This window comes from Enterobacter sp. JH25 (assembly GCF_021725435.1).
Classification (GTDB): domain Bacteria; phylum Pseudomonadota; class Gammaproteobacteria; order Enterobacterales; family Enterobacteriaceae; genus Enterobacter; species Enterobacter intestinihominis.
In genome coordinates this window covers 3404617-3429864 of the sequence record NZ_CP091319.1, presented here as the reverse complement: position 1 = coordinate 3429864, position 25248 = coordinate 3404617, and the positions used below count along the sequence as shown (strand labels likewise).

Genomic DNA, 25248 nt, shown 5'->3' with positions numbered 1-25248 from the left:
AGGATAGTTATGGTTGCTGAATTGACCGCATTACGCGATCAAATTGATGAAGTGGATAAGGCGTTGCTGGACCTGCTGGCGCGCCGCATGGCACTGGTTGCTGAGGTCGGCGAAGTTAAAAGCAAATACGGCCTGCCAATTTACGTTCCGGAGCGTGAGGCCTCTATGCTCGCCTCCCGCCGTAAAGAGGCACAGGCGCTGGGCGTTTCACCGGACTTAATTGAAGATGTCCTGCGTCGTGTGATGCGGGAATCCTATTCCAGCGAAAACGACAAGGGCTTCAAAACTCTCTGTCCGTCGCTGCGTCCGGTGGTGATTGTCGGTGGCGGCGGCCAGATGGGGCGTCTGTTTGAAAAAATGCTGACGCTTTCTGGCTATCAGGTGCGCATCCTGGAAAAAGAGGACTGGCCGCATGCGCCGGAACTCATGAAGGATGCCGGAATGGTTATCGTCAGCGTACCGATTCATGTGACGGAGCAGATTATCGCGAAACTTCCTCCGCTGCCGGAAGATTGCATTCTGGTGGATCTGGCGTCCGTTAAAAATGGCCCTCTACAGGCAATGCTGGCGGCGCACACCGGGCCCGTGCTTGGGTTACACCCGATGTTTGGCCCGGACAGCGGCAGCCTGGCGAAGCAGGTAGTGGTTTACTGCGACGGTCGTCAGCCGGAAGCGTATCAGTGGTTCCTGGAACAGATTCAGGTCTGGGGGGCACGTTTGCACCGTATCAGTGCGGTTGAGCACGATCAGAACATGGCGTTTATTCAGGCGCTGCGCCACTTTGCAACCTTCGCCTATGGTCTGCACCTGGCGGAAGAGAACGTTCAGCTTGAACAATTGCTGGCGCTTTCCTCGCCAATTTATCGTCTGGAGCTGGCGATGGTCGGGCGACTGTTTGCCCAGGATCCACAGCTTTACGCCGACATCATCATGTCGTCTGAAAATAACCTGGCGCTGATCAAGCGCTACTATCAGCGTTTTGGCGAAGCGATCACCTTGCTGGAACACGGCGATAAACAAGCGTTTATCGACAGTTTCCGTAAAGTGGAGCACTGGTTCGGTGATTACGCCACGCGATTCCAGAGTGAAAGCCGCACGCTGTTGCGCCAGGCAAATGACAGTCGCCAGTAATCTGATGATGTATATACTGAAAGCCAGCAATGCTGGCTTTTTTCATTTTGGGGAACTGTCATGGCTGAACCGCAGCTGCTGTTGAACTATACCGGGCATCTGCCCGAATGCCCGACGTGGAGTGCTGAAGAGAAGGCGCTCTACTGGGCGGATATTCTGGAAGGGGAGATTCATCGGTACCATCTGCCCACCGCGGAACACTCGGTGCTCTCATTCCATGAAGAAGTTGGGTGTTTTGCCCTGCGTGAACGCGGCGGATTTATCGTCGCGATGCGAAACGCCATCTGGCTGACCGATAAACACGGCCTGCTCCAGCGTAAGGTTTGCGATAACCCGTCCAACCCGCAGCTTGCACGCTTTAACGATGGAGGCACCGACCATCAGGGACGGTTTTATGCGGGCACGTTCTGGGGGCCGGGAGATTATAACGGCGCCATGTTGATGCGTATCGACAACGACCTGACACCGAAAGTGATCCAGTGCGATATTCAGGGGCATAACGGTTTAGCGTTTAGTCCTGACAAACGGTGGATGTTTACTTCTGATACGCCGAACGGTGTGATTTACCGTACGCCGCTTGATGAGCAGGGGGAACCCGGTAAGCGCGAAGAGTTTCGCCGGTTTAGCGAGGGAGACGGTATTCCCGACGGTGCGGCAATGGATGAGGAAGGCTGCTACTGGAGCGCACTGTTTGACGGCTGGCGTATCGCACGGTTTTCACCGCAAGGCGAACAGCTCGAAGAGTACCGGCTGCCGGTACGCTGCCCGACAATGGTCTGCTTTGGCGGCGACGATATGAAAACGCTGTTTATCACCACCACGCGGGAAAATATGGAGGCGGAGGAGCTGGCGAAATATCCGCTTTCCGGTGCCATCTTCACCCTGCCTGTAAATGTGGCAGGGATGAAGAAAAGCCGCTTTATCGAACATTAAGCCGGATCGACCGGGACCACGGTTTCGCTCGGATAGCAGCCCAGCACTTTCATGGAGCGTGTGATCTCGCCCAGTTCGCGCAGGGCTTTCTGCATGGATGCAGACTCCAGGTTGGCCTGAACGTCGAGATAAAACATCTCTTCCCACGGGTTGCCATGTATTGGGCGGGATTCCAGCTTCGTCATGATCAGGTTGTGATTACGCAGCACCAGCAGCGCTTCAACCAGCGCACCCGCCTGCTGGCCGGTCGCCATCAACAGGGTGGTTTTCGCCGGGACCTGGTCCGACACGTTGATGGCCTTGCGGGCCAGAACCACGAAACGGGTGATATTCTGCGTCTGGTTGGCCAGATTGCGTTCCAGCACCTGTAAGCCATACAGCGCGCCGCCCGCTTCGCTACCGAGAGCCGCGACGGCAGAAGAGTTTGCCTGCGCCACTTTTTCCATCGCCGCCGAGGTGCTTTCGGTGTATTCAATTTTCCAGTGCGGATAACGGTTCAGGAACTGGCTGCACTGCTGGAACGGCTGCGGGTGGCTGTACACCGTTTCGATCTGACTCAGATCGGTTGAGCCAGAGACCAGCACGCAGTGATCGATAGGGATAGTCAACTCGCCGACTAACGACAGGCTGGTGTGCTGGAGCAGATCGTAAACATCGTTGATGGCGCCGGAACTGGTGTTCTCAATAGGCACCACGGCGTAATCTGCCTGGCCGGTTTCGACCTGGTTGAAAATGTCTGCAAATTTCGCGCAGCCGCTCTCAATAAACTCTTCGAAATGGCGGGCTGCGTACTGGCGAGCCGCCAGGTGAGAATAGGACCCTTTCGGGCCGAGGAAAGCGATACGAGCAGAGTGCGGGTTGGTTTTGTTCAGATGCTGCTGGAGCAGGGCCTGTTGCGTCAGAACGGAATCTTCAATGATGAGCTGGAACAGGCGGGTGATGTAGTGCGCATCCAGATGATGCGCTTTGCCGAGTTGAATCAACCGTTCCAGTAAATCACGTTCGCGATCGATATCGCGCACCGGCCGATGGGACTCGAGCTTCGCTTTGCCCACTTCAACGGCGAGCGCGCGGCGTTCGGCCAGCAGGGCCAGTAATTTTTCGTCGAGTGCACTGATTTTTACGCGTAAATCCAGGAGCGGGTTTTCCGGTGTCATAGTGTTGTCTGTCTCATTTTATCGTTATCAATAAAAAAGGCCTCCCGGTGTGGGAGGCCTTGTTGTTCGTCTTCGCATTCTTTATCACACGACGAAACGCCTCCCGGTCAGGGGAAGGTAAAAAAGAATGCGAAGAAAAACGGCGTCTGTTTCATAAGGTCATCCTGAAAATGATAGGGTTAAAGTACCTGCACTGTTTTGATCCTGTCAATAAAAAACGCGCCCGAAGGCGCGTTGTCGGTACACTCAATTTTAGAGGATTACTCTTCTTCAACTTCTTCCGCGAAGCTGGCGTCTTTCACCGAGGTTGCGGCGCGACGTGCTTCACCTTTGTGTTGCACTTTATTGAGCTGCCGTTCCAGCTTGTTGATCAAATCGTTAATTGCGGTGTACATATCCTCGTGTTTTGCGCTGGCGACCAGATGGCCGTTTGGAGTATTGATAGTTGCATCAGCGATGAAACCCTGCGGCTCCTTGGACAGGATGATATGTGGATTAATCAAATGTGTTTGCCATTTATCCAGTTTGGCGAGACGGTCTGCGACGTGCTGGCGGATTGCCGGAGTAATTTCCATTTGTTTACTGGTAATGTTCATTGTCATAAATTTTACCTCTTGTCTTTCCGTCTTGGTGATTCCAGCATACCCGACCTAATGTCAAAATGTGTGATTTAGATCACGTTATTTTGTCGGTTTTTGTCAGGGAATCTTTTTTGTGAGGCAGGGCAGGAAGAGGTGAGATTTACCTTGTCGAAGCCAGCAATTGCGGTCATAGTTGACTGGATGTGTTGAAGCTAAACCGCTTCAGCGTAAGTCTGAAAGAATAAAAAAACGGCAGCCTGCGGGCTGCCGTTATGCGTCGTAGCGGTATCAGGTGTTGCTGCTGTTCGCGGCGATGATTTTCGCCACTTTGTCAGCCTGAGCCGTCATCTGCATCTGGCGATACGCATTCTCCATCAGCTTCAGGCCATCACGCGTGGCCTGGGTATCTGGATAATCACGCAGCATGCCTTCTACACGGTTAACCACGGCAACCCATGCGCCACGGCGAGTGTAGTATTCCGCGACGGAGTACTCGTATTTCGCCAGACGATCTTTCAGGAACACCAGACGCTTAGTGGCATCGGTAATGTACTGGCTGTTCGGGTAGCTACGCACCAGTTTGGAGAAGTCATTGAAAGCATCACGCGCATGTTGCGGGTCACGGTCAGAACGATCCACCCCGAAGAAGCCCTGCAATGCACTGTCATCCAGCGCCATGTTAGTCAGGCCGCGCATGTACATCACGTAATCGATGTTAGGATGGGTAGGGTTCAGACGCATGAAACGATCGATCGTTGCCTGAGCCAGCGGCAGATCGGCATTTTTATAGTAGGCGTAGATAAGATCTAACTGTACCTGCTGTGAATACGGACCAAACGGATAGCGATTATCCAACGCTTCCAGTTGCGTTATCGCCTGTTTCCAGTTACCGTCCTGCAACTTTTGTTGTGCAGTCGCATAGATTTCATTCGGCGGATTGTCAGGGACCTGTTCATTCGAACCGGAGCAGCCCACCAAAGCCAGGCTCAACGTGGCCGCTGCCACCAGATATTTCATGCGCGTCATGACGTTTTGACTTTCCTCAAATGTTTGTCCGGGAGAAACTCAGTTCCTGCTCCCGATTAAGACCAGCTACAATAGCACACTATATTAAACGGCAAAGCCGTAAAACCCAACGTTAAACGAAGAAGCAGTTTATGGCACAACGAGTAGAACTCACCGCAACAGTCTCCGAAAATCAGCTCGGTCAACGCTTAGATCAGGCTTTGGCCGAATTGTTCCCTGATTATTCGCGTTCACGTATAAAAGAATGGATCCTTGACCAGCGCGTGCTGGTAAACGGCAAGATCTGGGACAAACCAAAAGAGAAAGTGTTTGGTGGGGAAGCTGTCGCCATCAATGCTGAAATCGAAGAGGAAGTCCGCTTCGAGCCGCAGGATATCCCGCTGGATATCGTCTACGAAGATGACGATATTCTGGTCATCAACAAACCGCGTGACTTTGTCGTCCATCCGGGCGCGGGTAATCCTGACGGTACGGTACTTAACGCACTCCTTCATTATTACCCGCCGATAGCTGACGTACCGCGTGCCGGTATCGTTCACCGTCTGGATAAAGACACCACGGGTCTGATGGTGGTGGCGAAGACGATCCCCGCCCAGACTCGACTGGTGGAATCTTTGCAGCTGCGCGAAATCACCCGTGAGTATGAAGCGGTGGCCATTGGTCATATGACCTCTGGCGGCACGGTGGAAGAGCCGATTAGTCGTCATCCAACCAAGCGTACGCATATGTCCGTGCACCCGATGGGTAAACCGGCGGTAACCCATTACCGCATCATGGAACATTTCCGTATTCATACGCGCCTGCGTCTGCGTCTGGAAACCGGGCGTACTCACCAGATCCGCGTGCACATGGCGCATATTACCCATCCGCTGGTGGGTGACCCTGTTTACGGCGGTCGTCCGCGTCCACCAAAGGGCGCATCGGATGAATTCATCTCCGTGCTGCGTAAATTCGATCGCCAGGCGCTGCATGCGACGATGCTACGTCTTTACCACCCAATCACCGGAATTCAGATGGAATGGCATGCGCCTATCCCACAGGATATGGTGGAACTTATCGACGCGATGCGCGCAGATTTCGAAGAACATAAGGATCACGTGGACTGGTTATGACCAAACTGATTGTCCCGGAGTGGCCGCTGCCTGAAGGCGTGGCCGCCTGTAGCTCGACCCGTATCGGTGGCGTGAGCCAGGGTGCGTGGGCGTCTTTGAACCTCGGTGCGCACTGTGGCGATAACCTGGAGCACGTCGAAGAGAACCGTAAACGCCTCTTTGCTGCGGGAAACCTTCCTTCAAAACCGGTCTGGCTTGAGCAGGTGCACGGTAAAGCGGTGCTGAAGCTGACGGGTGAGCCCTATGCGTCTAAACGCGCCGATGCTTCGTACAGCAATACGCTGGGAACGGTTTGCGCGGTGATGACCGCTGATTGCCTGCCGGTGTTGTTTTGTAACCGTGCCGGTACGGAGATTGCAGCAGCGCATGCGGGCTGGCGTGGCCTGTGTGAAGGCGTACTTGAAGAGACCGTTGCCTGCTTCCAGGACGATTCTGCAAATCTCATCGCCTGGCTTGGCCCGGCGATTGGCCCGCAGGCATTTGAAGTGGGGCCTGAGGTTCGGCAAGCTTTTATGGAAAAAGATCCTCAGGCGGTTAATGCGTTTGTGGCATCCGGCGATAAATATCTGGCCGATATTTATCAACTTGCCCGCCAGCGCCTTAATAATGTCGGCGTGACCCAGATCTTCGGCGGCGATCGCTGTACATTCACCGAAAAGGGTGATTTTTTCTCCTGGCGCCGCGACAAGACGACAGGCCGTATGGCAAGTTTCATTTGGCTGATATAACCTAAAGAATCAAGACGATCCGGTACGCGCCGTTTTCTTTTCACATAATTCAGGTTATTAACCTTGAATAATTGAGGGATGACCTCATTTAATCTCCAGTAGCAAATTTGACCTGTTATGGGAGGAGTTATGCGTCTGGATCGTCTTACTAATAAATTCCAGCTTGCTCTCGCCGATGCCCAGTCCCTCGCACTGGGGCACGACAACCAATTTATCGAACCTCTTCATTTAATGAGCGCCTTGCTGAATCAGGAAGGGGGATCGATACGTCCTTTGTTAACGTCCGCTGGCATTAATGCCGGCCAGTTACGCACCGCCATCGATCAGGCGCTGAGTCGTTTACCGCAGGTAGAAGGTACCGGTGGCGACGTACAGCCGTCACAGGATCTGGTGCGTGTACTGAACCTTTGCGACAAGCTGGCGCAAAAACGTGGGGACAACTTTATTTCGTCAGAGCTGTTTGTTCTGGCGGCGCTTGAATCACGCGGTACCTTAACCGACCTGCTGAAATCCGCCGGTGCAACCACCGCTAATGTGACCCAGGCGATTGAGAAAATGCGCGGAGGTGAAAGCGTGAACGACCAGGGAGCCGAAGACCAACGTCAGGCTTTGAAAAAATTTACGGTCGATCTGACCGAACGTGCCGAGCAGGGCAAACTTGACCCGGTAATCGGTCGCGACGAAGAAATTCGCCGGACTATTCAGGTACTGCAACGCCGTACCAAAAACAACCCGGTGCTGATTGGTGAGCCTGGCGTCGGTAAAACCGCCATCGTTGAAGGGCTGGCGCAGCGTATCGTTAATGGCGAAGTGCCCGAAGGGCTGAAAGGCCGTCGCGTACTGGCGCTGGATATGGGCGCGCTGGTGGCCGGGGCGAAATACCGCGGTGAATTTGAAGAGCGTCTGAAAGGCGTGCTGAACGATCTGGCGAAACAGGAAGGCAACGTCATCCTGTTTATTGACGAACTGCACACTATGGTGGGGGCAGGTAAAGCTGACGGCGCAATGGATGCAGGGAACATGCTGAAACCTGCGCTGGCACGTGGTGAACTTCACTGCGTCGGTGCCACTACGCTGGACGAGTATCGTCAGTACATTGAAAAAGATGCCGCGCTGGAGCGACGCTTCCAGAAGGTGTTTGTCGCAGAACCAAGCGTTGAAGATACCATCGCGATTTTGCGTGGTCTGAAAGAGCGTTATGAGCTGCACCATCATGTGCAGATCACTGACCCGGCCATCGTTGCGGCGGCGACGCTTTCGCATCGTTACATTGCCGACCGTCAGTTGCCGGATAAAGCCATCGACCTTATCGATGAAGCGGCGTCCAGCATCCGTATGCAGATTGACTCGAAACCGGAAGAGCTGGACCGACTCGATCGCCGCATTATTCAGCTCAAGCTGGAACAGCAGGCATTGAACAAAGAGTCTGATGAAGCGAGTAAGAAACGCCTCGATATGCTCAACGAAGAGCTGGATGAGAAAGAGCGTCAGTATTCTGAGCTGGAAGAAGAGTGGAAAGCAGAGAAAGCCTCCCTCTCTGGCACCCAGACAATCAAGGCGGAGCTGGAGCAGGCGAAAATTGCCATTGAGCAGGCGCGTCGCGTAGGGGACCTGGCGCGGATGTCCGAGCTACAGTACGGCAAGATCCCTGAGCTGGAAAAACAGCTTGAGATCGCCACGCAGTCGGAAGGCAAAACCATGCGTCTGTTGCGTAATAAAGTGACGGACGCCGAGATTGCCGAAGTGCTGGCGCGCTGGACGGGGATTCCTGTAGCTCGCATGATGGAAAGTGAACGCGAAAAACTGCTGCGTATGGAGCAGGATCTGCATCAGCGCGTCATTGGCCAGAACGAAGCGGTCGAAGCGGTATCTAACGCCATTCGTCGTAGCCGTGCGGGGCTGTCCGATCCGAATCGTCCCATCGGCTCGTTCCTGTTCCTGGGGCCAACCGGTGTCGGTAAAACCGAGCTGTGTAAAGCGCTGGCTAACTTTATGTTCGACAGCGATGACGCGATGGTGCGTATCGATATGTCCGAGTTTATGGAGAAACACTCTGTCTCGCGTCTGGTCGGTGCGCCTCCGGGATATGTCGGTTATGAAGAGGGCGGTTACCTGACGGAAGCGGTTCGTCGTCGTCCTTATTCCGTCATCCTGCTGGATGAAGTGGAAAAGGCTCATCCTGACGTGTTTAACATTCTGTTGCAGGTGCTGGATGATGGACGCCTGACGGACGGGCAGGGAAGAACGGTCGATTTCCGTAACACGGTGGTGATCATGACCTCGAACCTGGGTTCCGATTTGATTCAGGAACGCTTCGGTGAGCTGGATTACAGCCATATGAAAGATCTGGTGCTGGGTGTGGTCAGCCAAAACTTCCGTCCGGAGTTCATCAACCGTATTGATGAAGTAGTCGTGTTCCATCCGCTGGGTGAGAAACACATTGCGTCGATTGCGCAGATCCAGTTGCAGCGTCTGTACAAGCGTCTGGAAGAGCGTGGGTATGAAATCCACATCTCGGATGATGCGCTGAAACTGCTGAGCGAGAATGGTTACGATCCTGTTTATGGCGCGCGTCCGTTAAAACGTGCAATCCAGCAGCAGATCGAAAACCCGCTGGCGCAGCAAATCCTTTCCGGGGAGCTGGTTCCGGGCAAAGTTATCCGTCTGGAAGCCAACGAAGACCGAATTGTGGCAGTGCAGTAAGTCACAAAACGCAAAAACGGGCCGCTTGCGGCTCGTTTTTGTTTAAAAACCAGGCAAGAATTAAGGTCTGAGATGTGTTTTGCCTGGAAAGTGAGCAGTCAGTAAATAATTTTCACTTTGCACTTGCAGCCTCAGAATAACTCCCTATAATGCGCCTCCACTGACACGGAACAACGGCACGCAAGCCGCCGGGTCAGCAGAGAAAAGCAAAATAAACGCTTGACTCTGAAGCGGGAAAGCGTAATATGCACACCCCGCGCCGCAGCGAAAACGTAGCGGCACTGCTCTTTAACAATTTATCAGACAATCTGTGTGGGCACTCAAAGTGACATGGATTCTTAACGTCCTCGGACGAAAAATGAATACCAAGTCTCAACGAGTGAACACGTAATTCATTACGAAGTTTAATTCACGAGCATCAAACTTAAATTGAAGAGTTTGATCATGGCTCAGATTGAACGCTGGCGGCAGGCCTAACACATGCAAGTCGAACGGTAACAGGAAGCAGCTTGCTGCTTCGCTGACGAGTGGCGGACGGGTGAGTAATGTCTGGGAAACTGCCTGATGGAGGGGGATAACTACTGGAAACGGTAGCTAATACCGCATAACGTCGCAAGACCAAAGAGGGGGACCTTCGGGCCTCTTGCCATCGGATGTGCCCAGATGGGATTAGCTAGTAGGTGGGGTAACGGCTCACCTAGGCGACGATCCCTAGCTGGTCTGAGAGGATGACCAGCCACACTGGAACTGAGACACGGTCCAGACTCCTACGGGAGGCAGCAGTGGGGAATATTGCACAATGGGCGCAAGCCTGATGCAGCCATGCCGCGTGTATGAAGAAGGCCTTCGGGTTGTAAAGTACTTTCAGCGGGGAGGAAGGCGACAGGGTTAATAACCCTGTCGATTGACGTTACCCGCAGAAGAAGCACCGGCTAACTCCGTGCCAGCAGCCGCGGTAATACGGAGGGTGCAAGCGTTAATCGGAATTACTGGGCGTAAAGCGCACGCAGGCGGTCTGTCAAGTCGGATGTGAAATCCCCGGGCTCAACCTGGGAACTGCATTCGAAACTGGCAGGCTAGAGTCTTGTAGAGGGGGGTAGAATTCCAGGTGTAGCGGTGAAATGCGTAGAGATCTGGAGGAATACCGGTGGCGAAGGCGGCCCCCTGGACAAAGACTGACGCTCAGGTGCGAAAGCGTGGGGAGCAAACAGGATTAGATACCCTGGTAGTCCACGCCGTAAACGATGTCGACTTGGAGGTTGTGCCCTTGAGGCGTGGCTTCCGGAGCTAACGCGTTAAGTCGACCGCCTGGGGAGTACGGCCGCAAGGTTAAAACTCAAATGAATTGACGGGGGCCCGCACAAGCGGTGGAGCATGTGGTTTAATTCGATGCAACGCGAAGAACCTTACCTACTCTTGACATCCTGAGAACTTTCCAGAGATGGATTGGTGCCTTCGGGAACTCTGAGACAGGTGCTGCATGGCTGTCGTCAGCTCGTGTTGTGAAATGTTGGGTTAAGTCCCGCAACGAGCGCAACCCTTATCCTTTGTTGCCAGCGGTTAGGCCGGGAACTCAAAGGAGACTGCCAGTGATAAACTGGAGGAAGGTGGGGATGACGTCAAGTCATCATGGCCCTTACGAGTAGGGCTACACACGTGCTACAATGGCGCATACAAAGAGAAGCGACCTCGCGAGAGCAAGCGGACCTCATAAAGTGCGTCGTAGTCCGGATTGGAGTCTGCAACTCGACTCCATGAAGTCGGAATCGCTAGTAATCGTGGATCAGAATGCCACGGTGAATACGTTCCCGGGCCTTGTACACACCGCCCGTCACACCATGGGAGTGGGTTGCAAAAGAAGTAGGTAGCTTAACCTTCGGGAGGGCGCTTACCACTTTGTGATTCATGACTGGGGTGAAGTCGTAACAAGGTAACCGTAGGGGAACCTGCGGTTGGATCACCTCCTTACCTTAAAGAACCTGCCTTTGTAGTGTCCACACAGATTGTCTGATGAAAAGTAAATAGCAAGGCGTCTTGCGATTGAGACTGTACGTCCCCTTCGTCTAGAGGCCCAGGACACCGCCCTTTCACGGCGGTAACAGGGGTTCGAATCCCCTAGGGGACGCCACTTGCTGGTTCGTGAGTGAAAGTCACCTGCCGTCATATCTCAAAACTGACTTGCGAGTCATGTTTGAGATATTTGCTCTTTAAAAATCTGGATCAAGCTGAAAATTGAAACGACACACAGCTCATGTGTGTTCGAGTCTCTCAAATTTTCGCAATCAGAAGTGAAACATCTTCGGGTTGTGAGGTTAAGCGACTAAGCGTACACGGTGGATGCCCTGGCAGTCAGAGGCGATGAAGGACGTGCTAATCTGCGAAAAGCGCCGGCGAGGTGATATGAACCTTTGACCCGGCGATGTCCGAATGGGGAAACCCAGTGCAATTCGTTGCACTATCGTTAACTGAATACATAGGTTAACGAGGCGAACCGGGGGAACTGAAACATCTAAGTACCCCGAGGAAAAGAAATCAACCGAGATTCCCCCAGTAGCGGCGAGCGAACGGGGAGCAGCCCGGAGTCTGAATCAGCTTGTGTGTTAGTGGAACGGTCTGGAAAGTCCGACGGTACAGGGTGATAGTCCCGTACACGAAAGCACACTTGCTGTGAACTCGAAGAGTAGGGCGGGACACGTGGTATCCTGTCTGAATATGGGGGGACCATCCTCCAAGGCTAAATACTCCTGACTGACCGATAGTGAACCAGTACCGTGAGGGAAAGGCGAAAAGAACCCCGGCGAGGGGAGTGAAAAAGAACCTGAAACCGTGTACGTACAAGCAGTGGGAGCCTCTTTATGGGGTGACTGCGTACCTTTTGTATAATGGGTCAGCGACTTATATTCTGTAGCAAGGTTAACCGTATAGGGGAGCCGAAGGGAAACCGAGTCTTAACTGGGCGTTAAGTTGCAGGGTATAGACCCGAAACCCGGTGATCTAGCCATGGGCAGGTTGAAGGTTGGGTAACACTAACTGGAGGACCGAACCGACTAATGTTGAAAAATTAGCGGATGACCTGTGGCTGGGGGTGAAAGGCCAATCAAACCGGGAGATAGCTGGTTCTCCCCGAAAGCTATTTAGGTAGCGCCTCGTGAACTCATCTTCGGGGGTAGAGCACTGTTTCGGCTAGGGGGCCATCCCGGCTTACCAACCCGATGCAAACTACGAATACCGAAGAATGTTATCACGGGAGACACACGGCGGGTGCTAACGTCCGTCGTGAAGAGGGAAACAACCCAGACCGCCAGCTAAGGTCCCAAAGTCATGGTTAAGTGGGAAACGATGTGGGAAGGCACAGACAGCCAGGATGTTGGCTTAGAAGCAGCCATCATTTAAAGAAAGCGTAATAGCTCACTGGTCGAGTCGGCCTGCGCGGAAGATGTAACGGGGCTAAACCATGCACCGAAGCTGCGGCAGCGACGCTTAGGCGTTGTTGGGTAGGGGAGCGTTCTGTAAGCCGTTGAAGGTGTGCTGTGAGGCATGCTGGAGGTATCAGAAGTGCGAATGCTGACATAAGTAACGATAAAGCGGGTGAAAAGCCCGCTCGCCGGAAGACCAAGGGTTCCTGTCCAACGTTAATCGGGGCAGGGTGAGTCGACCCCTAAGGCGAGGCCGAAAGGCGTAGTCGATGGGAAACAGGTTAATATTCCTGTACTTGGTGTTACTGCGAAGGGGGGACGGAGAAGGCTATGTCAGCCGGGCGACGGTTGTCCCGGTTTAAGCATGTAGGCGGAGGTTCCAGGTAAATCCGGTACCTTATTAACGCTGAGGTGTGATGACGAGGCACTACGGTGCTGAAGTGATAAATGCCCTGCTTCCAGGAAAAGCCTCTAAGCATCAGGTAACACGAAATCGTACCCCAAACCGACACAGGTGGTCAGGTAGAGAATACCAAGGCGCTTGAGAGAACTCGGGTGAAGGAACTAGGCAAAATGGTGCCGTAACTTCGGGAGAAGGCACGCTGATATGTAGGTGAAGTCCCTGCGGACGGAGCTGAAATCAGTCGAAGATACCAGCTGGCTGCAACTGTTTATTAAAAACACAGCACTGTGCAAACACGAAAGTGGACGTATACGGTGTGACGCCTGCCCGGTGCCGGAAGGTTAATTGATGGGGTTAGCGGCAACGCGAAGCTCTTGATCGAAGCCCCGGTAAACGGCGGCCGTAACTATAACGGTCCTAAGGTAGCGAAATTCCTTGTCGGGTAAGTTCCGACCTGCACGAATGGCGTAATGATGGCCAGGCTGTCTCCACCCGAGACTCAGTGAAATTGAACTCGCTGTGAAGATGCAGTGTACCCGCGGCAAGACGGAAAGACCCCGTGAACCTTTACTATAGCTTGACACTGAACACTGGTCCTTGATGTGTAGGATAGGTGGGAGGCTTTGAAGCGTGGACGCCAGTCTGCGTGGAGCCAACCTTGAAATACCACCCTTTAATGGCTGGTGTTCTAACGTAGACCCGTAATCCGGGTTGCGGACAGTGTCTGGTGGGTAGTTTGACTGGGGCGGTCTCCTCCCAAAGAGTAACGGAGGAGCACGAAGGTTGGCTAATCCTGGTCGGACATCAGGAGGTTAGTGCAATGGCATAAGCCAGCTTGACTGCGAGCGTGACGGCGCGAGCAGGTGCGAAAGCAGGTCATAGTGATCCGGTGGTTCTGAATGGAAGGGCCATCGCTCAACGGATAAAAGGTACTCCGGGGATAACAGGCTGATACCGCCCAAGAGTTCATATCGACGGCGGTGTTTGGCACCTCGATGTCGGCTCATCACATCCTGGGGCTGAAGTAGGTCCCAAGGGTATGGCTGTTCGCCATTTAAAGTGGTACGCGAGCTGGGTTTAGAACGTCGTGAGACAGTTCGGTCCCTATCTGCCGTGGGCGCTGGAGAATTGAGGGGGGCTGCTCCTAGTACGAGAGGACCGGAGTGGACGCATCACTGGTGTTCGGGTTGTCATGCCAATGGCACTGCCCGGTAGCTAAATGCGGAAGAGATAAGTGCTGAAAGCATCTAAGCACGAAACTTGCCCCGAGATGAGTTCTCCCTGAGACCTTGAGTCTCCTGAAGGAACGTTGAAGACGACGACGTTGATAGGTCGGGTGTGTAAGCGCAGCGATGCGTTGAGCTAACCGATACTAATGAACCGTGAGGCTTAACCTTACAACGCCGAAGCTGTTTTGGCGAAGAGACAGACACGATTTTCAGCCTGATACAGATTAACAGAATTTGCCTGGCGGCTTTAGCGCGGTGGTCCCACCTGACCCCATGCCGAACTCAGAAGTGAAACGCCGTAGCGCCGATGGTAGTGTGGGGTCTCCCCATGTGAGAGTAGGGAACTGCCAGGCATCAAACAGAAAGAACCCCGTACCGGAAGGTGCGGGGTTTTTTGCTTTGTGCGCGGAAAAACATGCCGGATGGCGGCTTCCCCTTATCCGGCCTACAATTGTTAAAACGATTTTAACAAAGGTGCCGCTTTGACTCGTCCTTTTGATTACCAACAAGATTTTGCAAATATAAATTTTCGCGAACATCCCGAACGGTATCAGGTTGGCCGGGGTGAGCAGGGCGTATTGATGGTCGAGCCTTATAAAAGCGAAATCCTTCCACACTGGCGTTTTAAAAATTCTGAAGTCGCAGCGCGTTCGGCACAAGAGATATACGCTCTCTTTGAAGAGTACCGCAGTAAAAACGATTTTGTAGGTATGGATATGGCGCGTAAATTCATACAAATGGGCTATACCCGCGCCCGGCGATACGCGAATCATAAGGGCGGTAAAAAGTATGATGCGGAACGACAAGTCAAACCCCTCGATCACGATCCAGTAAAAGCAGAAGCAGCCGCAGTCTTCAAAAAGTGGTGGGATAAAATTCGTGCAGACGAAGATTACTTGCAGCGAAAAAAGGCCCACCAGCAGTCCTGGGGATAATTACTGCGTCCGCTAATAATTAGATAGCTGATCGAGTTCACAAAACGCAATGAAACATATTGGAAACATTTTATTTACCTAACGATTCGTTTTAAATCCGGTTTTACTGTTTGTGGGCAAAGGCCCGCAATGTGAGACAGGGGATATTAAAATGACAGAAACCGTAGCCAGTGCAGATACGGATAACACCAATTTGGCAGGTAAGGATACTCGCCGTCGGGTTTGGGCAATCGTTGGGGCCTCATCAGGAAACCTTGTAGAGTGGTTTGACTTTTACGTCTATTCATTTTGTTCACTCTACTTTGCGCATATCTTTTTCCCGTCAGGGAACACCACAACTCAGCTTTTGCAAACCGCAGGCGTTTTTGCCGCCGGGTTCCTGATGCGCCCTATCGGTGGATGGCTATTCGGCAGGATCGCGGACAGGAAAGGGCGCAAGACATCCATGCTCATCTCTGTATGCATGATGTGCGTCGGCTCGCTGGTGATTGCCTGCCTGCCCGGTTATGAGACTATCGGAACATGGGCACCGGCGTTGTTGTTGCTGGCACGTCTGTTCCAGGGGCTATCGGTCGGTGGCGAATATGGCACCAGTGCGACATACATGAGCGAAGTGGCGGTTGAAGGGCGCAAAGGTTTCTATGCATCATTCCAGTATGTAACCCTCATTGGCGGACAGCTACTGGCGTTACTGGTTGTGGTGATCCTGCAACAAATCCTTAGCGATGAAGATTTGCGCGCCTGGGGCTGGCGCATCCCGTTTGCTATGGGCGCTGCCCTGGCGGTTGTCGCCCTGTGGCTACGCCGTCAGCTTGATGAAACCTCTCAACAGGAGGTCAGGGCGCTGAAAGAGGCGGGCTCGATGAAGGGGCTCTGGCGAAACCGCAAAGCATTTTTGATGGTGTTAGGTTTTACCGCCGCGGGCTCGCTAAGTTTCTATACCTTCACCACCTACATGCAAAAATATCTGGTTAACACCACGGGCATGCATGCAAACGTTGCGAGTGTCGTCATGACGGTGGCGTTACTCGTCTTTATGCTCATCCAGCCGATTGTCGGCGCGCTGTCGGACAAAATTGGTCGCCGTACCTCCATGCTGATCTTTGGCGGCATGCTAACCCTGGGTACCGTTCCGCTTTTGACGGCGCTACAGCATACAACCTCTCCGTATACCGCTTTCGCTTTAATCATGGTGGCGCTCATTATTATCAGTTTTTACACGGCAATCAGTGGCATTTTGAAAGCGGAAATGTTTCCCGCACAGGTGAGGGCGCTGGGTGTAGGCCTGTCTTATGCGGTCGCGAATGCCCTGTTCGGCGGTTCGGCGGAGTATGTCGCGCTATCGCTTAAGTCGTGGGGCAGTGAAACGACCTTCTTCTGGTATGTCACCGTAATGGGAGCGCTGGCGTTTATTGTCTCGCTGATGCTGCATCGCAAAGGAAAAGGTATCCGCCTTTAATAATGCGCCATCTGCCAGACGGCGTAGCCAGTTGTTGCCCCGGCTACGTCCCAGGCAAAATCTTTCCAGCTCCAGCCACTTCCCGAGGGGCGGCTATCCCAAAGTTCTTTTGATGCCCCCAGGCTGATGGAGAACATCAGGCCTATTGTGGCACTTCGATCCCTGCTATAACCCTGGTGCAGCGCATACTCATTACCCGCAGCGGACATCATTGCCGACGCCAGAAAGTGCTGAGCTTTATCCTGACCCGACCAGTTATCATTAGCCATATGGCTGCAACCTGTCAGCAAAAGAGGGATTATCAGGCAAGGCGTACGCATTAACAGGCTCCATAAAAAAGCCCCGTCGATGACAGGGCTCGTGTATTACAGAATGCGGCTGATGAGGCGATCGATACGGATCCGACGTAGACGGCGAATCAGCTTGCGAACTTTCACCGGGTAATCAGCGATGCTTTGCAGATCGCGATAATGACGAACCACTGTAGTATGCGTGCGTATAAGCTCCAGCTCACGATCGCGTTTCGCGGCTAACGCATGCTGAGGATCGTGAATAAGAATGGCGTTTTCCAAATCCAGACGCCAGGCGCGTGGGTTCAGGTTATTACCGGTCAGCAGCATCCACTCGTCATCAACCCACATTCCTTTGAGATGATAACTGTTATCTTCATCTTTCCAGAGGCGCACGACGAGCTGGTCCGTGTTCACATAGTACTGTAAACGGCTCAGAAAGCGGCGCAGGTTAATCTCATAGAGATAAGGCAGTGCGCCGATGATCTTGAAAGGCTGATCTTCCGGAATGAAAAAGTCGTTTGCCGTTTTATCCCCGACAATGATTTCCACCTTTTTACCATCACGCAGCAACTGAATGATATTACGCACCAGAACGGCGGGAAGGTTGAAGTAAGGGGTGCAGATGGTGAGCTTATGCTCCGCGCACGGCATCAAATGGAAGATAGTCTTGTTCAGGAGGCTGGATTTACCCAGGCCTACCAGAGGCGTAACGGACAGTTCTTCATTATTGGCATCACCCTGGAAACGATAAATCGCATCGCGCAGCTCCTGGCGGAAGGAGCGAACGTCGTTTTTGATTTCCGGGCTTTTCGGGCGATGAGGATCGTCAAGACGGTGCACACCCCGGCCATGAACCAGGTTTTTATCAACCCAGTTGAACATGATGTCGGTCATCTGCGGATTACGGATAAGATGGTAGCGATCGTAACGGTATTTATCGAGCTGATGGAGATAAACATCATTCAGGCTGGCGCCGCTGTAAAGGACGCTGTCATCGATGATAAATCCTTTGAAATGAAGAACGCCAAGCGCTTCACGGGTATTCACCGGTACGCCATATACCGGTATATCAATACCCGGATTTTCCTGGGCCATGCGGCAATACCAGTCCGCATTGGTATTCGAGGCAGCCGCACCAATACGGCCACGCTGAGCACGGTGCCAGTCAACCAGCACGCGAACATCCAGTTCCGGACGCTGACGTTTCGCTTCATAGAGCGCGTTCAGGATCGCACGCCCACCTTCATCTTGTTCAAGATAGAGCGCCACAATGCAAATACGTCGCGTAGCGCTGGCAATCTTTTCAAGAAGCGTCTCCCGGAAATGAGCGGGAGCATAAAAGAACTCTACATCATCAACTGACTGAGAAATCTTCGGTAGTTGAGCAAGGTGTTGTTGATGTTTATTACGCTTAAATTTTGACAACATCACAGTGCGTTTCTTCTCTGTTCATTGAAGGGTTGTCTGTACCAGGCAAACAACATAAGCGGACAATGATACCCCAGTGCCGGGAAAAGTGGGTAACATTTCCAGCAGCTTACTCTTGTTTATCCGTCGAAGTCAGGCTGAGGGACAAAGAGACAATGCCTTCATCCAGCTGGATATCAACGTCAAAACCGAGCTTCCGCGCCAGGGTCACCATACCCCGATTATTTGGCATAGTAATGCCATTGAGCCGTGACAATCCGTGATCGCGCGTATAACCAATGAGTTTTTCGAGCAGCCGTCTGCCCAAACCCAAACCTTTAAGATCGGAACGCACCAGTACGGCAAACTCCGCATCCACGTTATCCGGGTCGGAAATGGCACGCGTCACGCCGAGGATCTCTTCTCCCTCTGCGGAACGGCGGACCGCCACAATCGCCATTTCTCGATCGTAGTCGATCTGGGTCATATTGGCTAAATCGTCGTGGGTAAATTCATTAATTTCGCTGAAATAGCGATAGTACAAATCTTCTTTCGTCACCTGCGAGATGAACGCTCGCAGCAGCGGCTCGTCTTCCGGCAGGATAGGGCGAAACAGTGCCCGCTCTCCATTTTTCATCTCCACCCACTCTTCCAGATGGAGAGGATAAGGACGAATGGCGAGACGGCTTTCCCGGTCACCGACAAATGGCGCAATTTCCAGCGTCACGTCGAGGGCAGTGAATTCATTTCCGGAAGCGAGGAGCGGGTGGATGTCCAGGCGCTGGATCTCCGCACAGTCAACAATGAGGTTGGAGACCTTCACCAGAAACTGGCTTAACCCGGCGATATCAAGCGGCCTCAGAGCGCTTCTGCCGCGGATTTTTTTACTTTTGATGGCCTGAATAACCAAATAACGCGCCAGGTTCATGTTTAGAGGTGGAAGCGCGACAGCCGCTTGTTCTTCTGGCCGCCATTCAACGCCGCCTTCACCCAGCATAATAAGTGGACCAAAAACCGGATCGTGTTCGACGACCACGCGCAGCTCCTGCGCACCTGCTCGGTTAGCCATGCTCTGCACCAGCAGGCCGTGGATCCGGGCCTGTGGCCACGTCATTTTAACGCGATCGATAATGGCATCCGCGGCCTGTTGTACTTCTGTCGCGGTGCGCAGATACAGCATGACGCCCTGAACATCCGATTTGTGCGGAATATCGGGGGAGCGCAGCTTCAGCGCGACCGGATAGCCAATCTGCTCAGCGATATGTACCGCCTCAGCGCTGTCACCGGCAATCCAGGTCGGCAGTGTTTGCATCCCATAGCTGCCAAGAATGGGTTGCACTTCATGCGTATCAAGCGAAGTGGCGCCCTCTTCGATGGCCTGTTGCAATAAACTGTGTACGTCCACCGAATTTGCTGTGAGGTTGCCCGGTAGGGCAGGCGTTTCACGCAGCTGCTTCTGGTTGCGGCGGTATTCAACCATATGCATAAACGCGGTTATGGTGCCCTCTGGCGTACGGTAGGTTGGCAACCCGGCTTCACTAAACAGACGTCGCGCTTCCTGCGAGGAGAACTCGCCGCACCAGTTGGTTAGCAGGGTGACGTATTTGCCGCGCGGATGGTTTCGGACAGCCTCAATCAGCGTTCGTGCACTTTCGCTGCCTGGCGCAACCGCGCTGGGCGAATGGATAATCATCAGCGCATCAAAGTCCTGGCTATCCAGCAAAATCGTGATCGCCTTAATGTAACGATCGCTGCTGGCATCATCGCGCAAATCGAGGGGATTATCGGGAACAACGCTTCCCGGTAACGCGTCCCGCAGGCGCTGGAGCGTCTCTTCACCCAGCGTGGCCAGCTTGCCGTTGCGTAGCCAGAGCTCGTCCAGCGCCAGGGCGGCGGGAGCGGCTCCGTTGCTGACAATCATCAGCTTTTCACCGCGCAGGGGACGCATGTGGCTCAACGTTTCGACGGCGGAAAAAAGCTCGTGCGTATCCTGTACCCGCAGTAAACCGGCGCGCTGGATCGCTGCATCCCATGCGGGATCCATCCCGGAATGGGATTGCAGCAGGCGCTGAGCCGCGGGGCTGCGCCCGCTTTTGATGACCAGAATCGGTTTATTACGCGATGCGCTACGCGACGCCGACACAAAACGACGGGCGTCACTCAGGTGTTCAAGGTAGAGCAGGATAGCGCTGGTTTTGCTGTCACGCGCCAGGAAATCCAGCAGCTCATCAACGTCAATGTCCAGGCTGTCGCCGAGGGCGATGAAATAGGAAAAGCCCATCTCACGCTGCTGCGCCCAGTCGAGGATGGTATTGGATACCGCTGCCGACTGTGAAATAAAGGCCAGTTTGCCTTTACGGATCGGAACCGGGGAAAAACTGGCATTCAGCCCTTGCCAGGGCGCAAGCAGACCGAGGCTATTTGGACCAAGAATGCGCATCTGGTAGCGGCTGGCGCAGGCCAGCAGTTCGGGCTGCTGTTCAGGAGGCGAGGAAAGAATAATGCAGGTTTTACAGCCTTTCTGACCGAGCGACTCAAGCAATTCGAGGTTTCGTTTCGCATGCGTACAGAGCACGGCGAGGTCGGGAACAAACGGTAAACTTTGCACGTCCGGCCATGCCAGCACCCCCTGTACCGCTTTATAAGCGGGCGTAACGGGCATGACCGGGCCGTTAAACCCGCCAGACAGCAGGTTACGCATCATCAGATACCCTGCGCGGTCCGGTTTCATCGAGGCGCCAATAACGGCAATGGATTTCGGACGGAGTAGCGCTTCTAACCCTCTCTGGCTCATGCAGGCCTCCTGTGAATGCAAGCGACCTGATGATTTTAAACGCTTTCTGTCTCTGTTGCTGTGACGCTACCCTTATGAACGGTTTTTCCTGCCAGATAACGTTCGCGGAAGCAGGAGAAGTGGGAGCTTAATGCGCTGGCCGCCTGGGTATCGCCCGCCAGATCCAGTAGCGCAATGGCGACTTCAGCGGTGCAATATTGACCCTCGGCATGCGCTTCTCGTAAGCGATAGGCAGAAACACGCGACAGATCGACGGAAATCACCGGCAGCGCATCAAGATAAGGGCTTTTGCGAAACATCTTTCTTGCTTCGGTCCAGGTGCCGTCGAGCATAATAAACAGCGGCGGCTTACCGGATGGTGGCGCCGTAAGCACCTGGCGTTGTTCGCCTGCATATGATGCCGGGAAAACGACCATGGGCTGATAGTCCGGGTTTGCCACCAGGTCAAGCAGAGCCTGAGGTGGCTCAGTGCGCGACCACTGAAACGCTGCGGTATTGGGCAGAATATCGGCGATCAAACGCCCCGTGTTGCTGGGCTTCATCGGTTCGGTATCGAACATGACCAGACAAAAACGGCTTTTCGCCTCGCTCGGTGCAAGCGTTTCGCACAGACACACTTTCAGCGGTAAAAGGCAGCGCTGGCAGCGGCGAATACGATTGCCTCGGGCCAGAAAAGGGCGGGTTGCGCGCGCAAGGCGCTCGGCGCGTAATTGAAGTACAGCGTTATCAGTCATGGGCGAAAAGGCAGGAAAAACCCCATTTTCGCAGAGGAGAGAACGGGGCACAAGATGTGCCCCGTGAATGTTACAGGGATTCGTTTAACCAGCTGTCGAAAGGCGCCTTCGGTACTGCACCATTGAGCATGTCGATCACTTCCCCATTTTTGAAAATCATAATGGTTGGAATGCTGCGAATGCGAAAACGGGCGCTGAGTTCACGTTCCGCTTCGGTATTCACTTTAACAAAACGCATTTTCCCGCTGCGCTCTTCAGCCACGTCTTCGAAGATGGGCGCAAAGTTACGGCAGGGGCCGCACCACGGTGCCCAGAAATCGACCACAACCGGCAGATCGTCCTTGAGGAGTTTGTCCAGCGTAGCACCCGTCGCGTTAATGACATCGCCATCAAATAATTCGTGGCCACAACGCCCGCATTTCGCACCGTCATCCATCCGATCGTCCGGAATGCGGTTTAAAGCCTGACAGTTGGCACATACGGTATTCATAACTAACCTCTGATAGAGCCGTGGAACAACGGCAGAACGCCGATAATGTTTCTGATATGTTACATATTATCAGTGAGCCTGTATAAATCGACAACGCGTTTTATTCAATGGGAACAATAGTCACAGGCTTTTGTACGAAATTATGGCTATGAGCTTGCACATCGGGTAATCTGCGCGCTTCGCGCAGCGCTGGTGGAGAAAAGCATGAACGACGAAATGAAAAACAAAAGCGGCAAGGTCAAAGTGATGTATGTCCGCAGTGATGATGACTCTGATAAACGCACCCAAAATCCGCGTACCGGAAAAGGTGGCGGGCGTCCGGCGTCTTCTCGTGCAGACGGTGGCCGTCGCCCCGCCCGCGATGACAGAAATAACCGCGGCGATGACCGCAAACGTGATGACCGTAAGCGTGACGATCGCAAACGCGATGATTTTGTCCGCGACGGTGGATCGCCATGGCGTACCGTTTCGCGCGCGCCCAGTGAAGAGGCGACCGAAAAAGCCGATCACGGCGGTATCAGCGGAAAAAGCTTTATCGATCCGGAAGTGCTGCGTCGTCAGCGTGCGGAAGAAACCCGTGTATATGGCGAGAACGCCTGTCAGGCCCTGTTCCAGAGCCGCCCGGAGTGTATCGTTCGCGCATGGTTTATCCAGAGCGTGACCCCGCGCTTTAAAGAAGCGCTGCGCTGGATGGCGGCGAACCGTAAAGCCTACCACGTGGTTGACGATGCCGAGCTGACAAAAGCGTCCGGGACTGAACACCACGGCGGCGTCTGCTTCCTGATCAAAAAACGTAACGGCACCACCGTGCAGCAGTGGGTCAGCCAGGCGGATGCCGATGACTGTGTGCTGGCGCTGGAAGATGTGGGTAACCCGCATAACCTGGGCGCTATGATGCGTAGCTGCGCGCACTTTGGCGTGAAAGGCGTTCTGTTGCAGGATGCCGCGCTGCTGGAATCCGGTGCGGCAATCCGTACCGCGGAAGGCGGTGCTGAGCATGTTCAGCCGATCACCGGCGACAGCGTGCTGGAGGCCCTTGAGCAATTCCGTAAAGCGGGCTACACCATTGTCACCACCTCAAGCCGCGCCGCTACGCCGCTGTTTAAAGCGACGTTGCCGCGCAAAATGGTGCTGGTGTTAGGTCAGGAGCGCGATGGTCTGTCTGATGCGGCACTCTCCAGCGCTGACATGAGCGTTTCTATCGACGGCACTGGCAACGTTGAAAGCCTGAACGTATCCGTTGCGACCGGCGTGCTGCTGGCCGAATGGTGGCGTCAGAACAAGGCATAAGCCTTATATGTGCCGGGCCTGACCCGGCACATTCAAACCCTACTCACTCTCTGCCGGTAACACAGGCATCCAGTCAATCGGCTTTTCGCCACGCTTTTCCAGCCACTCATTCGTCAGAACAAAATGGTTACTGCCAAAGAAACCGCGATGCGCAGACAGCGGCGACGGGTGCGGTGCTTTCAGTACGTGATGGCGCTGACGATCGATAATCGCCCCTTTCTTTTGGGCATGTGAACCCCAGAGTAAAAACACGACGCCTTCACGATGCTCATTGATCAGGCTGATAACCTTATCGGTAAAGGTTTCCCATCCCAGACTGGCGTGGGAGTGTGCCTGACCCGCCCGGACGGTTAATACGGTATTCAGCAACAGCACGCCCTGGCGCGCCCAGCTTTCCAGATAACCGTGATTAGGGCGGGTGAAACCCGGAATCGTTCCTTCCAGCTCTTTATACATATTCAGCAGAGAAGGGGGAATGGCCACGCCCGGACGCACGGAAAATGCCAGTCCGTGAGCCTGCCCGGGACCATGGTACGGATCCTGCCCCAGTATAACCACCTTCACGTCGCTCAGTTCGGTGTAGCGAAAGGCGTTAAATACATCTTTCTGCGGTGGATAAATTGTCTGGCCGGCCTGCCGTTCAGCCGCAACGGTACTGAGGGTATTAATAAAATAGGGCTGCTGCTTCTCTTCTGCCAGCACGTCATGCCAGGTTAAAGGTGTTGTCATCTCGCTCTCCTGCGAATTTCATTCTCTGCCTAGCTTACCTGCTAATGCCTGGTGAGCAAAATTACCCGCGGAAAAGCGGCTAAGTGTCTCAATTTATGTTGAAAACCAGGCAGGGTAAGTTGAATTGGTAAATCATTAAAATTGATCTAAAACAAAAAATTCAGACCACACTCTTTATGTGGTTAGTGATTTTGTTGATTTAAATCAATAAATCACCCGGGTCTGAATGTTATATATACACACAACAAACAATGGTTTTACCAATTGGCCGCAAAAGGCCAGCATCAGTTAATGTAGCCTAAGGGAGGCAACACATGATTACAGGTATCCAGATTACTAAAGCTGCAAATGACGATCTGCTGAACTCTTTCTGGCTGCTGGACAGCGAAAAAAACGAAGCGCGCTGTGTAGTAGCGAAAGCAGGTTTTGCGGAAGACGAAATCGTTCCGGTGAGCAAACTGGGCGAAATTGAATACCGTGAAATTCCAATGCAAGTGCAACCAGAAGTGCGCGTGGAAGGTGGTCAGCACCTGAACGTTAACGTCCTGCGTCGTGAAACGCTGATGGATGCTGTTGAGAACCCAGAAAAATACCCGCAGCTGACCATCCGTGTGTCTGGCTATGCGGTGCGTTTCAACTCTCTGACTCCGGAACAGCAGCGCGACGTTATCGCCCGTACCTTTACTGAAAGCCTGTAA

19 protein-coding genes, 1 tRNA gene, 3 rRNA genes and 1 other annotated feature are annotated in these 25248 nt (G+C 53.5%); of the genes, 13 read left to right on the top strand and 10 right to left on the bottom strand.

The window, feature by feature from the left end; genetic code table 11:
- Window positions 1–9 precede the first annotated feature (9 nt).
- Window positions 10–1131, top strand: coding sequence for a bifunctional chorismate mutase/prephenate dehydrogenase (gene tyrA, locus L2Y28_RS16425; RefSeq protein ID WP_022649060.1), 1122 nt, complete (start codon window positions 10–12; stop codon window positions 1129–1131).
- Window positions 1132–1191: 60 nt separating this feature from the next.
- The gene (locus tag L2Y28_RS16420) at window positions 1192–2064 is read left to right on the top strand and encodes an SMP-30/gluconolactonase/LRE family protein (protein WP_022649059.1); all 873 of its coding nucleotides are present in this window, start codon (window positions 1192–1194) and stop codon (window positions 2062–2064) included.
- On the opposite strand, the gene pheA is transcribed toward L2Y28_RS16420, so the two are convergent.
- From pheA to bamD, 4 genes are all read right to left on the bottom strand, one after another.
- Entirely contained in the window at window positions 2061–3221 is a 1161-nt protein-coding gene (pheA, locus tag L2Y28_RS16415; RefSeq protein ID WP_022649058.1) for a bifunctional chorismate mutase/prephenate dehydratase, read from the bottom strand. The two genes, L2Y28_RS16420 and pheA, sit on opposite strands and share 4 nt — an antisense overlap.
- 30 nt (window positions 3222–3251) lie before the next feature.
- Window positions 3252–3377 (bottom strand) — a sequence feature (Phe leader region).
- Window positions 3329–3376 carry a pheA operon leader peptide PheL gene (gene pheL / locus L2Y28_RS16410; protein WP_100229775.1) on the bottom strand — a complete coding sequence of 16 codons (48 nt, stop codon included), beginning with the start codon at window positions 3374–3376 and terminating at the stop codon, window positions 3329–3331. (Overlaps the previous feature by 48 nt.)
- A gap of 104 nt (window positions 3378–3481) precedes the next feature.
- Window positions 3482–3823: a ribosome-associated translation inhibitor RaiA gene (gene raiA / locus L2Y28_RS16405; RefSeq protein WP_003863162.1), complete on the bottom strand. Its 342-nt coding sequence runs from the start codon at window positions 3821–3823 to the stop codon at window positions 3482–3484.
- 267 nt (window positions 3824–4090) lie between these two features.
- Window positions 4091–4828, bottom strand: coding sequence for an outer membrane protein assembly factor BamD (gene bamD, locus L2Y28_RS16400; protein ID WP_003863164.1), 738 nt, complete (start codon window positions 4826–4828; stop codon window positions 4091–4093).
- A 131-nt stretch (window positions 4829–4959) separates the two neighbouring features.
- Here bamD and rluD point away from each other — a divergent pair, with 131 nt between their 5' ends.
- From rluD to L2Y28_RS16355, 9 genes are all read left to right on the top strand, one after another.
- Window positions 4960–5940 carry a 23S rRNA pseudouridine(1911/1915/1917) synthase RluD gene (rluD, locus tag L2Y28_RS16395; protein ID WP_022649057.1) on the top strand — a complete coding sequence of 327 codons (981 nt, stop codon included), beginning with the start codon at window positions 4960–4962 and terminating at the stop codon, window positions 5938–5940.
- Complete coding sequence (gene yfiH, locus L2Y28_RS16390; RefSeq protein WP_022649056.1) at window positions 5937–6668, top strand: purine nucleoside phosphorylase YfiH; 732 nt, start codon at window positions 5937–5939, stop codon at window positions 6666–6668. Before rluD ends, yfiH begins: the two co-directional genes overlap by 4 nt.
- 129 nt (window positions 6669–6797) lie before the next feature.
- Window positions 6798–9371: an ATP-dependent chaperone ClpB gene (clpB, locus tag L2Y28_RS16385; RefSeq protein WP_022649055.1), complete on the top strand. Its 2574-nt coding sequence runs from the start codon at window positions 6798–6800 to the stop codon at window positions 9369–9371.
- Window positions 9372–9797: 426 nt separating this feature from the next.
- A 16S ribosomal RNA gene (locus L2Y28_RS16380) occupies window positions 9798–11339 on the top strand.
- Between the two features lie 84 nt (window positions 11340–11423).
- Window positions 11424–11499: transfer RNA gene (locus tag L2Y28_RS16375), tRNA-Glu, on the top strand.
- A 182-nt stretch (window positions 11500–11681) separates the two neighbouring features.
- Window positions 11682–14587: ribosomal RNA gene (locus tag L2Y28_RS16370) — 23S ribosomal RNA — on the top strand.
- Window positions 14588–14656: 69 nt separating this feature from the next.
- A 5S ribosomal RNA gene (rrf, locus tag L2Y28_RS16365) occupies window positions 14657–14772 on the top strand.
- Together the 16S, 23S and 5S rRNA genes with 1 tRNA gene alongside form the textbook arrangement of a ribosomal RNA operon.
- A 129-nt stretch (window positions 14773–14901) precedes the next feature.
- Window positions 14902–15354, top strand: coding sequence for a DUF4385 domain-containing protein (locus L2Y28_RS16360; protein ID WP_032622345.1), 453 nt, complete (start codon window positions 14902–14904; stop codon window positions 15352–15354).
- Between the two features lie 151 nt (window positions 15355–15505).
- Window positions 15506–16813, top strand: a complete 1308-nt coding sequence (locus tag L2Y28_RS16355) for an MFS transporter (protein ID WP_022649054.1) — start codon at window positions 15506–15508, stop codon at window positions 16811–16813.
- Here L2Y28_RS16355 and L2Y28_RS16350 read toward each other — a convergent pair.
- The 5 genes from L2Y28_RS16350 to trxC form a co-directional block, all read right to left on the bottom strand.
- Window positions 16810–17133: a YfiM family lipoprotein gene (locus L2Y28_RS16350; protein ID WP_022649053.1), complete on the bottom strand. Its 324-nt coding sequence runs from the start codon at window positions 17131–17133 to the stop codon at window positions 16810–16812. The two genes, L2Y28_RS16355 and L2Y28_RS16350, sit on opposite strands and share 4 nt — an antisense overlap.
- Window positions 17134–17178: 45 nt before the next feature.
- Complete coding sequence (gene pssA, locus L2Y28_RS16345) at window positions 17179–18534, bottom strand: CDP-diacylglycerol--serine O-phosphatidyltransferase (RefSeq protein WP_022649052.1); 1356 nt, start codon at window positions 18532–18534, stop codon at window positions 17179–17181.
- 109 nt (window positions 18535–18643) lie between these two features.
- On the bottom strand, window positions 18644–21307 hold the full coding sequence (pat, locus tag L2Y28_RS16335) for a protein lysine acetyltransferase (RefSeq protein ID WP_022649051.1): 2664 nt from the start codon (window positions 21305–21307) through the stop codon (window positions 18644–18646).
- Between the two features lie 35 nt (window positions 21308–21342).
- Window positions 21343–22041 carry a tRNA-uridine aminocarboxypropyltransferase gene (gene tapT, locus L2Y28_RS16330; protein WP_022649050.1) on the bottom strand — a complete coding sequence of 233 codons (699 nt, stop codon included), beginning with the start codon at window positions 22039–22041 and terminating at the stop codon, window positions 21343–21345.
- 70 nt (window positions 22042–22111) lie between these two features.
- Complete coding sequence (trxC, locus tag L2Y28_RS16325; protein ID WP_003860733.1) at window positions 22112–22531, bottom strand: thioredoxin TrxC; 420 nt, start codon at window positions 22529–22531, stop codon at window positions 22112–22114.
- A gap of 204 nt (window positions 22532–22735) precedes the next feature.
- Here trxC and L2Y28_RS16320 point away from each other — a divergent pair, with 204 nt between their 5' ends.
- Complete coding sequence (locus tag L2Y28_RS16320; RefSeq protein WP_023330172.1) at window positions 22736–23821, top strand: tRNA/rRNA methyltransferase; 1086 nt, start codon at window positions 22736–22738, stop codon at window positions 23819–23821.
- A 39-nt stretch (window positions 23822–23860) separates the two neighbouring features.
- On the opposite strand, the gene ung is transcribed toward L2Y28_RS16320, so the two are convergent.
- Entirely contained in the window at window positions 23861–24550 is a 690-nt protein-coding gene (gene ung, locus L2Y28_RS16315; RefSeq protein WP_003860729.1) for a uracil-DNA glycosylase, read from the bottom strand.
- Between the two features lie 314 nt (window positions 24551–24864).
- Between ung and grcA the strand changes: the two genes are divergently transcribed.
- Window positions 24865–25248: an autonomous glycyl radical cofactor GrcA gene (grcA, locus tag L2Y28_RS16310; RefSeq protein WP_022649048.1), complete on the top strand. Its 384-nt coding sequence runs from the start codon at window positions 24865–24867 to the stop codon at window positions 25246–25248.

Bases quoted from the DNA above. Each gene is read 5' to 3' on its own strand.
- pat (WP_022649051.1), bottom strand. From the start codon at position 21,307: ATGAGCCAGAGAGGGTTAGAAGCGCTACTCCGTCCGAAATCCATTGCC.
- yfiH (WP_022649056.1), top strand. From the start codon at position 5,937: ATGACCAAACTGATTGTCCCGGAGTGGCCGCTGCCTGAAGGCGTGGCC.
- raiA (WP_003863162.1), bottom strand. From the start codon at position 3,823: ATGACAATGAACATTACCAGTAAACAAATGGAAATTACTCCGGCAATC.
- trxC (WP_003860733.1), bottom strand. From the start codon at position 22,531: ATGAATACCGTATGTGCCAACTGTCAGGCTTTAAACCGCATTCCGGAC.
- ung (WP_003860729.1), bottom strand. From the start codon at position 24,550: ATGACAACACCTTTAACCTGGCATGACGTGCTGGCAGAAGAGAAGCAG.
- tapT (WP_022649050.1), bottom strand. From the start codon at position 22,041: ATGACTGATAACGCTGTACTTCAATTACGCGCCGAGCGCCTTGCGCGC.
- clpB (WP_022649055.1), top strand. From the start codon at position 6,798: ATGCGTCTGGATCGTCTTACTAATAAATTCCAGCTTGCTCTCGCCGAT.
- L2Y28_RS16355 (WP_022649054.1), top strand. From the start codon at position 15,506: ATGACAGAAACCGTAGCCAGTGCAGATACGGATAACACCAATTTGGCA.
- grcA (WP_022649048.1), top strand. From the start codon at position 24,865: ATGATTACAGGTATCCAGATTACTAAAGCTGCAAATGACGATCTGCTG.
- pssA (WP_022649052.1), bottom strand. From the start codon at position 18,534: ATGTTGTCAAAATTTAAGCGTAATAAACATCAACAACACCTTGCTCAA.
- rluD (WP_022649057.1), top strand. From the start codon at position 4,960: ATGGCACAACGAGTAGAACTCACCGCAACAGTCTCCGAAAATCAGCTC.
- L2Y28_RS16320 (WP_023330172.1), top strand. From the start codon at position 22,736: ATGAACGACGAAATGAAAAACAAAAGCGGCAAGGTCAAAGTGATGTAT.
- bamD (WP_003863164.1), bottom strand. From the start codon at position 4,828: ATGACGCGCATGAAATATCTGGTGGCAGCGGCCACGTTGAGCCTGGCT.
- tyrA (WP_022649060.1), top strand. From the start codon at position 10: ATGGTTGCTGAATTGACCGCATTACGCGATCAAATTGATGAAGTGGAT.
- L2Y28_RS16350 (WP_022649053.1), bottom strand. From the start codon at position 17,133: ATGCGTACGCCTTGCCTGATAATCCCTCTTTTGCTGACAGGTTGCAGC.
- pheA (WP_022649058.1), bottom strand. From the start codon at position 3,221: ATGACACCGGAAAACCCGCTCCTGGATTTACGCGTAAAAATCAGTGCA.
- L2Y28_RS16420 (WP_022649059.1), top strand. From the start codon at position 1,192: ATGGCTGAACCGCAGCTGCTGTTGAACTATACCGGGCATCTGCCCGAA.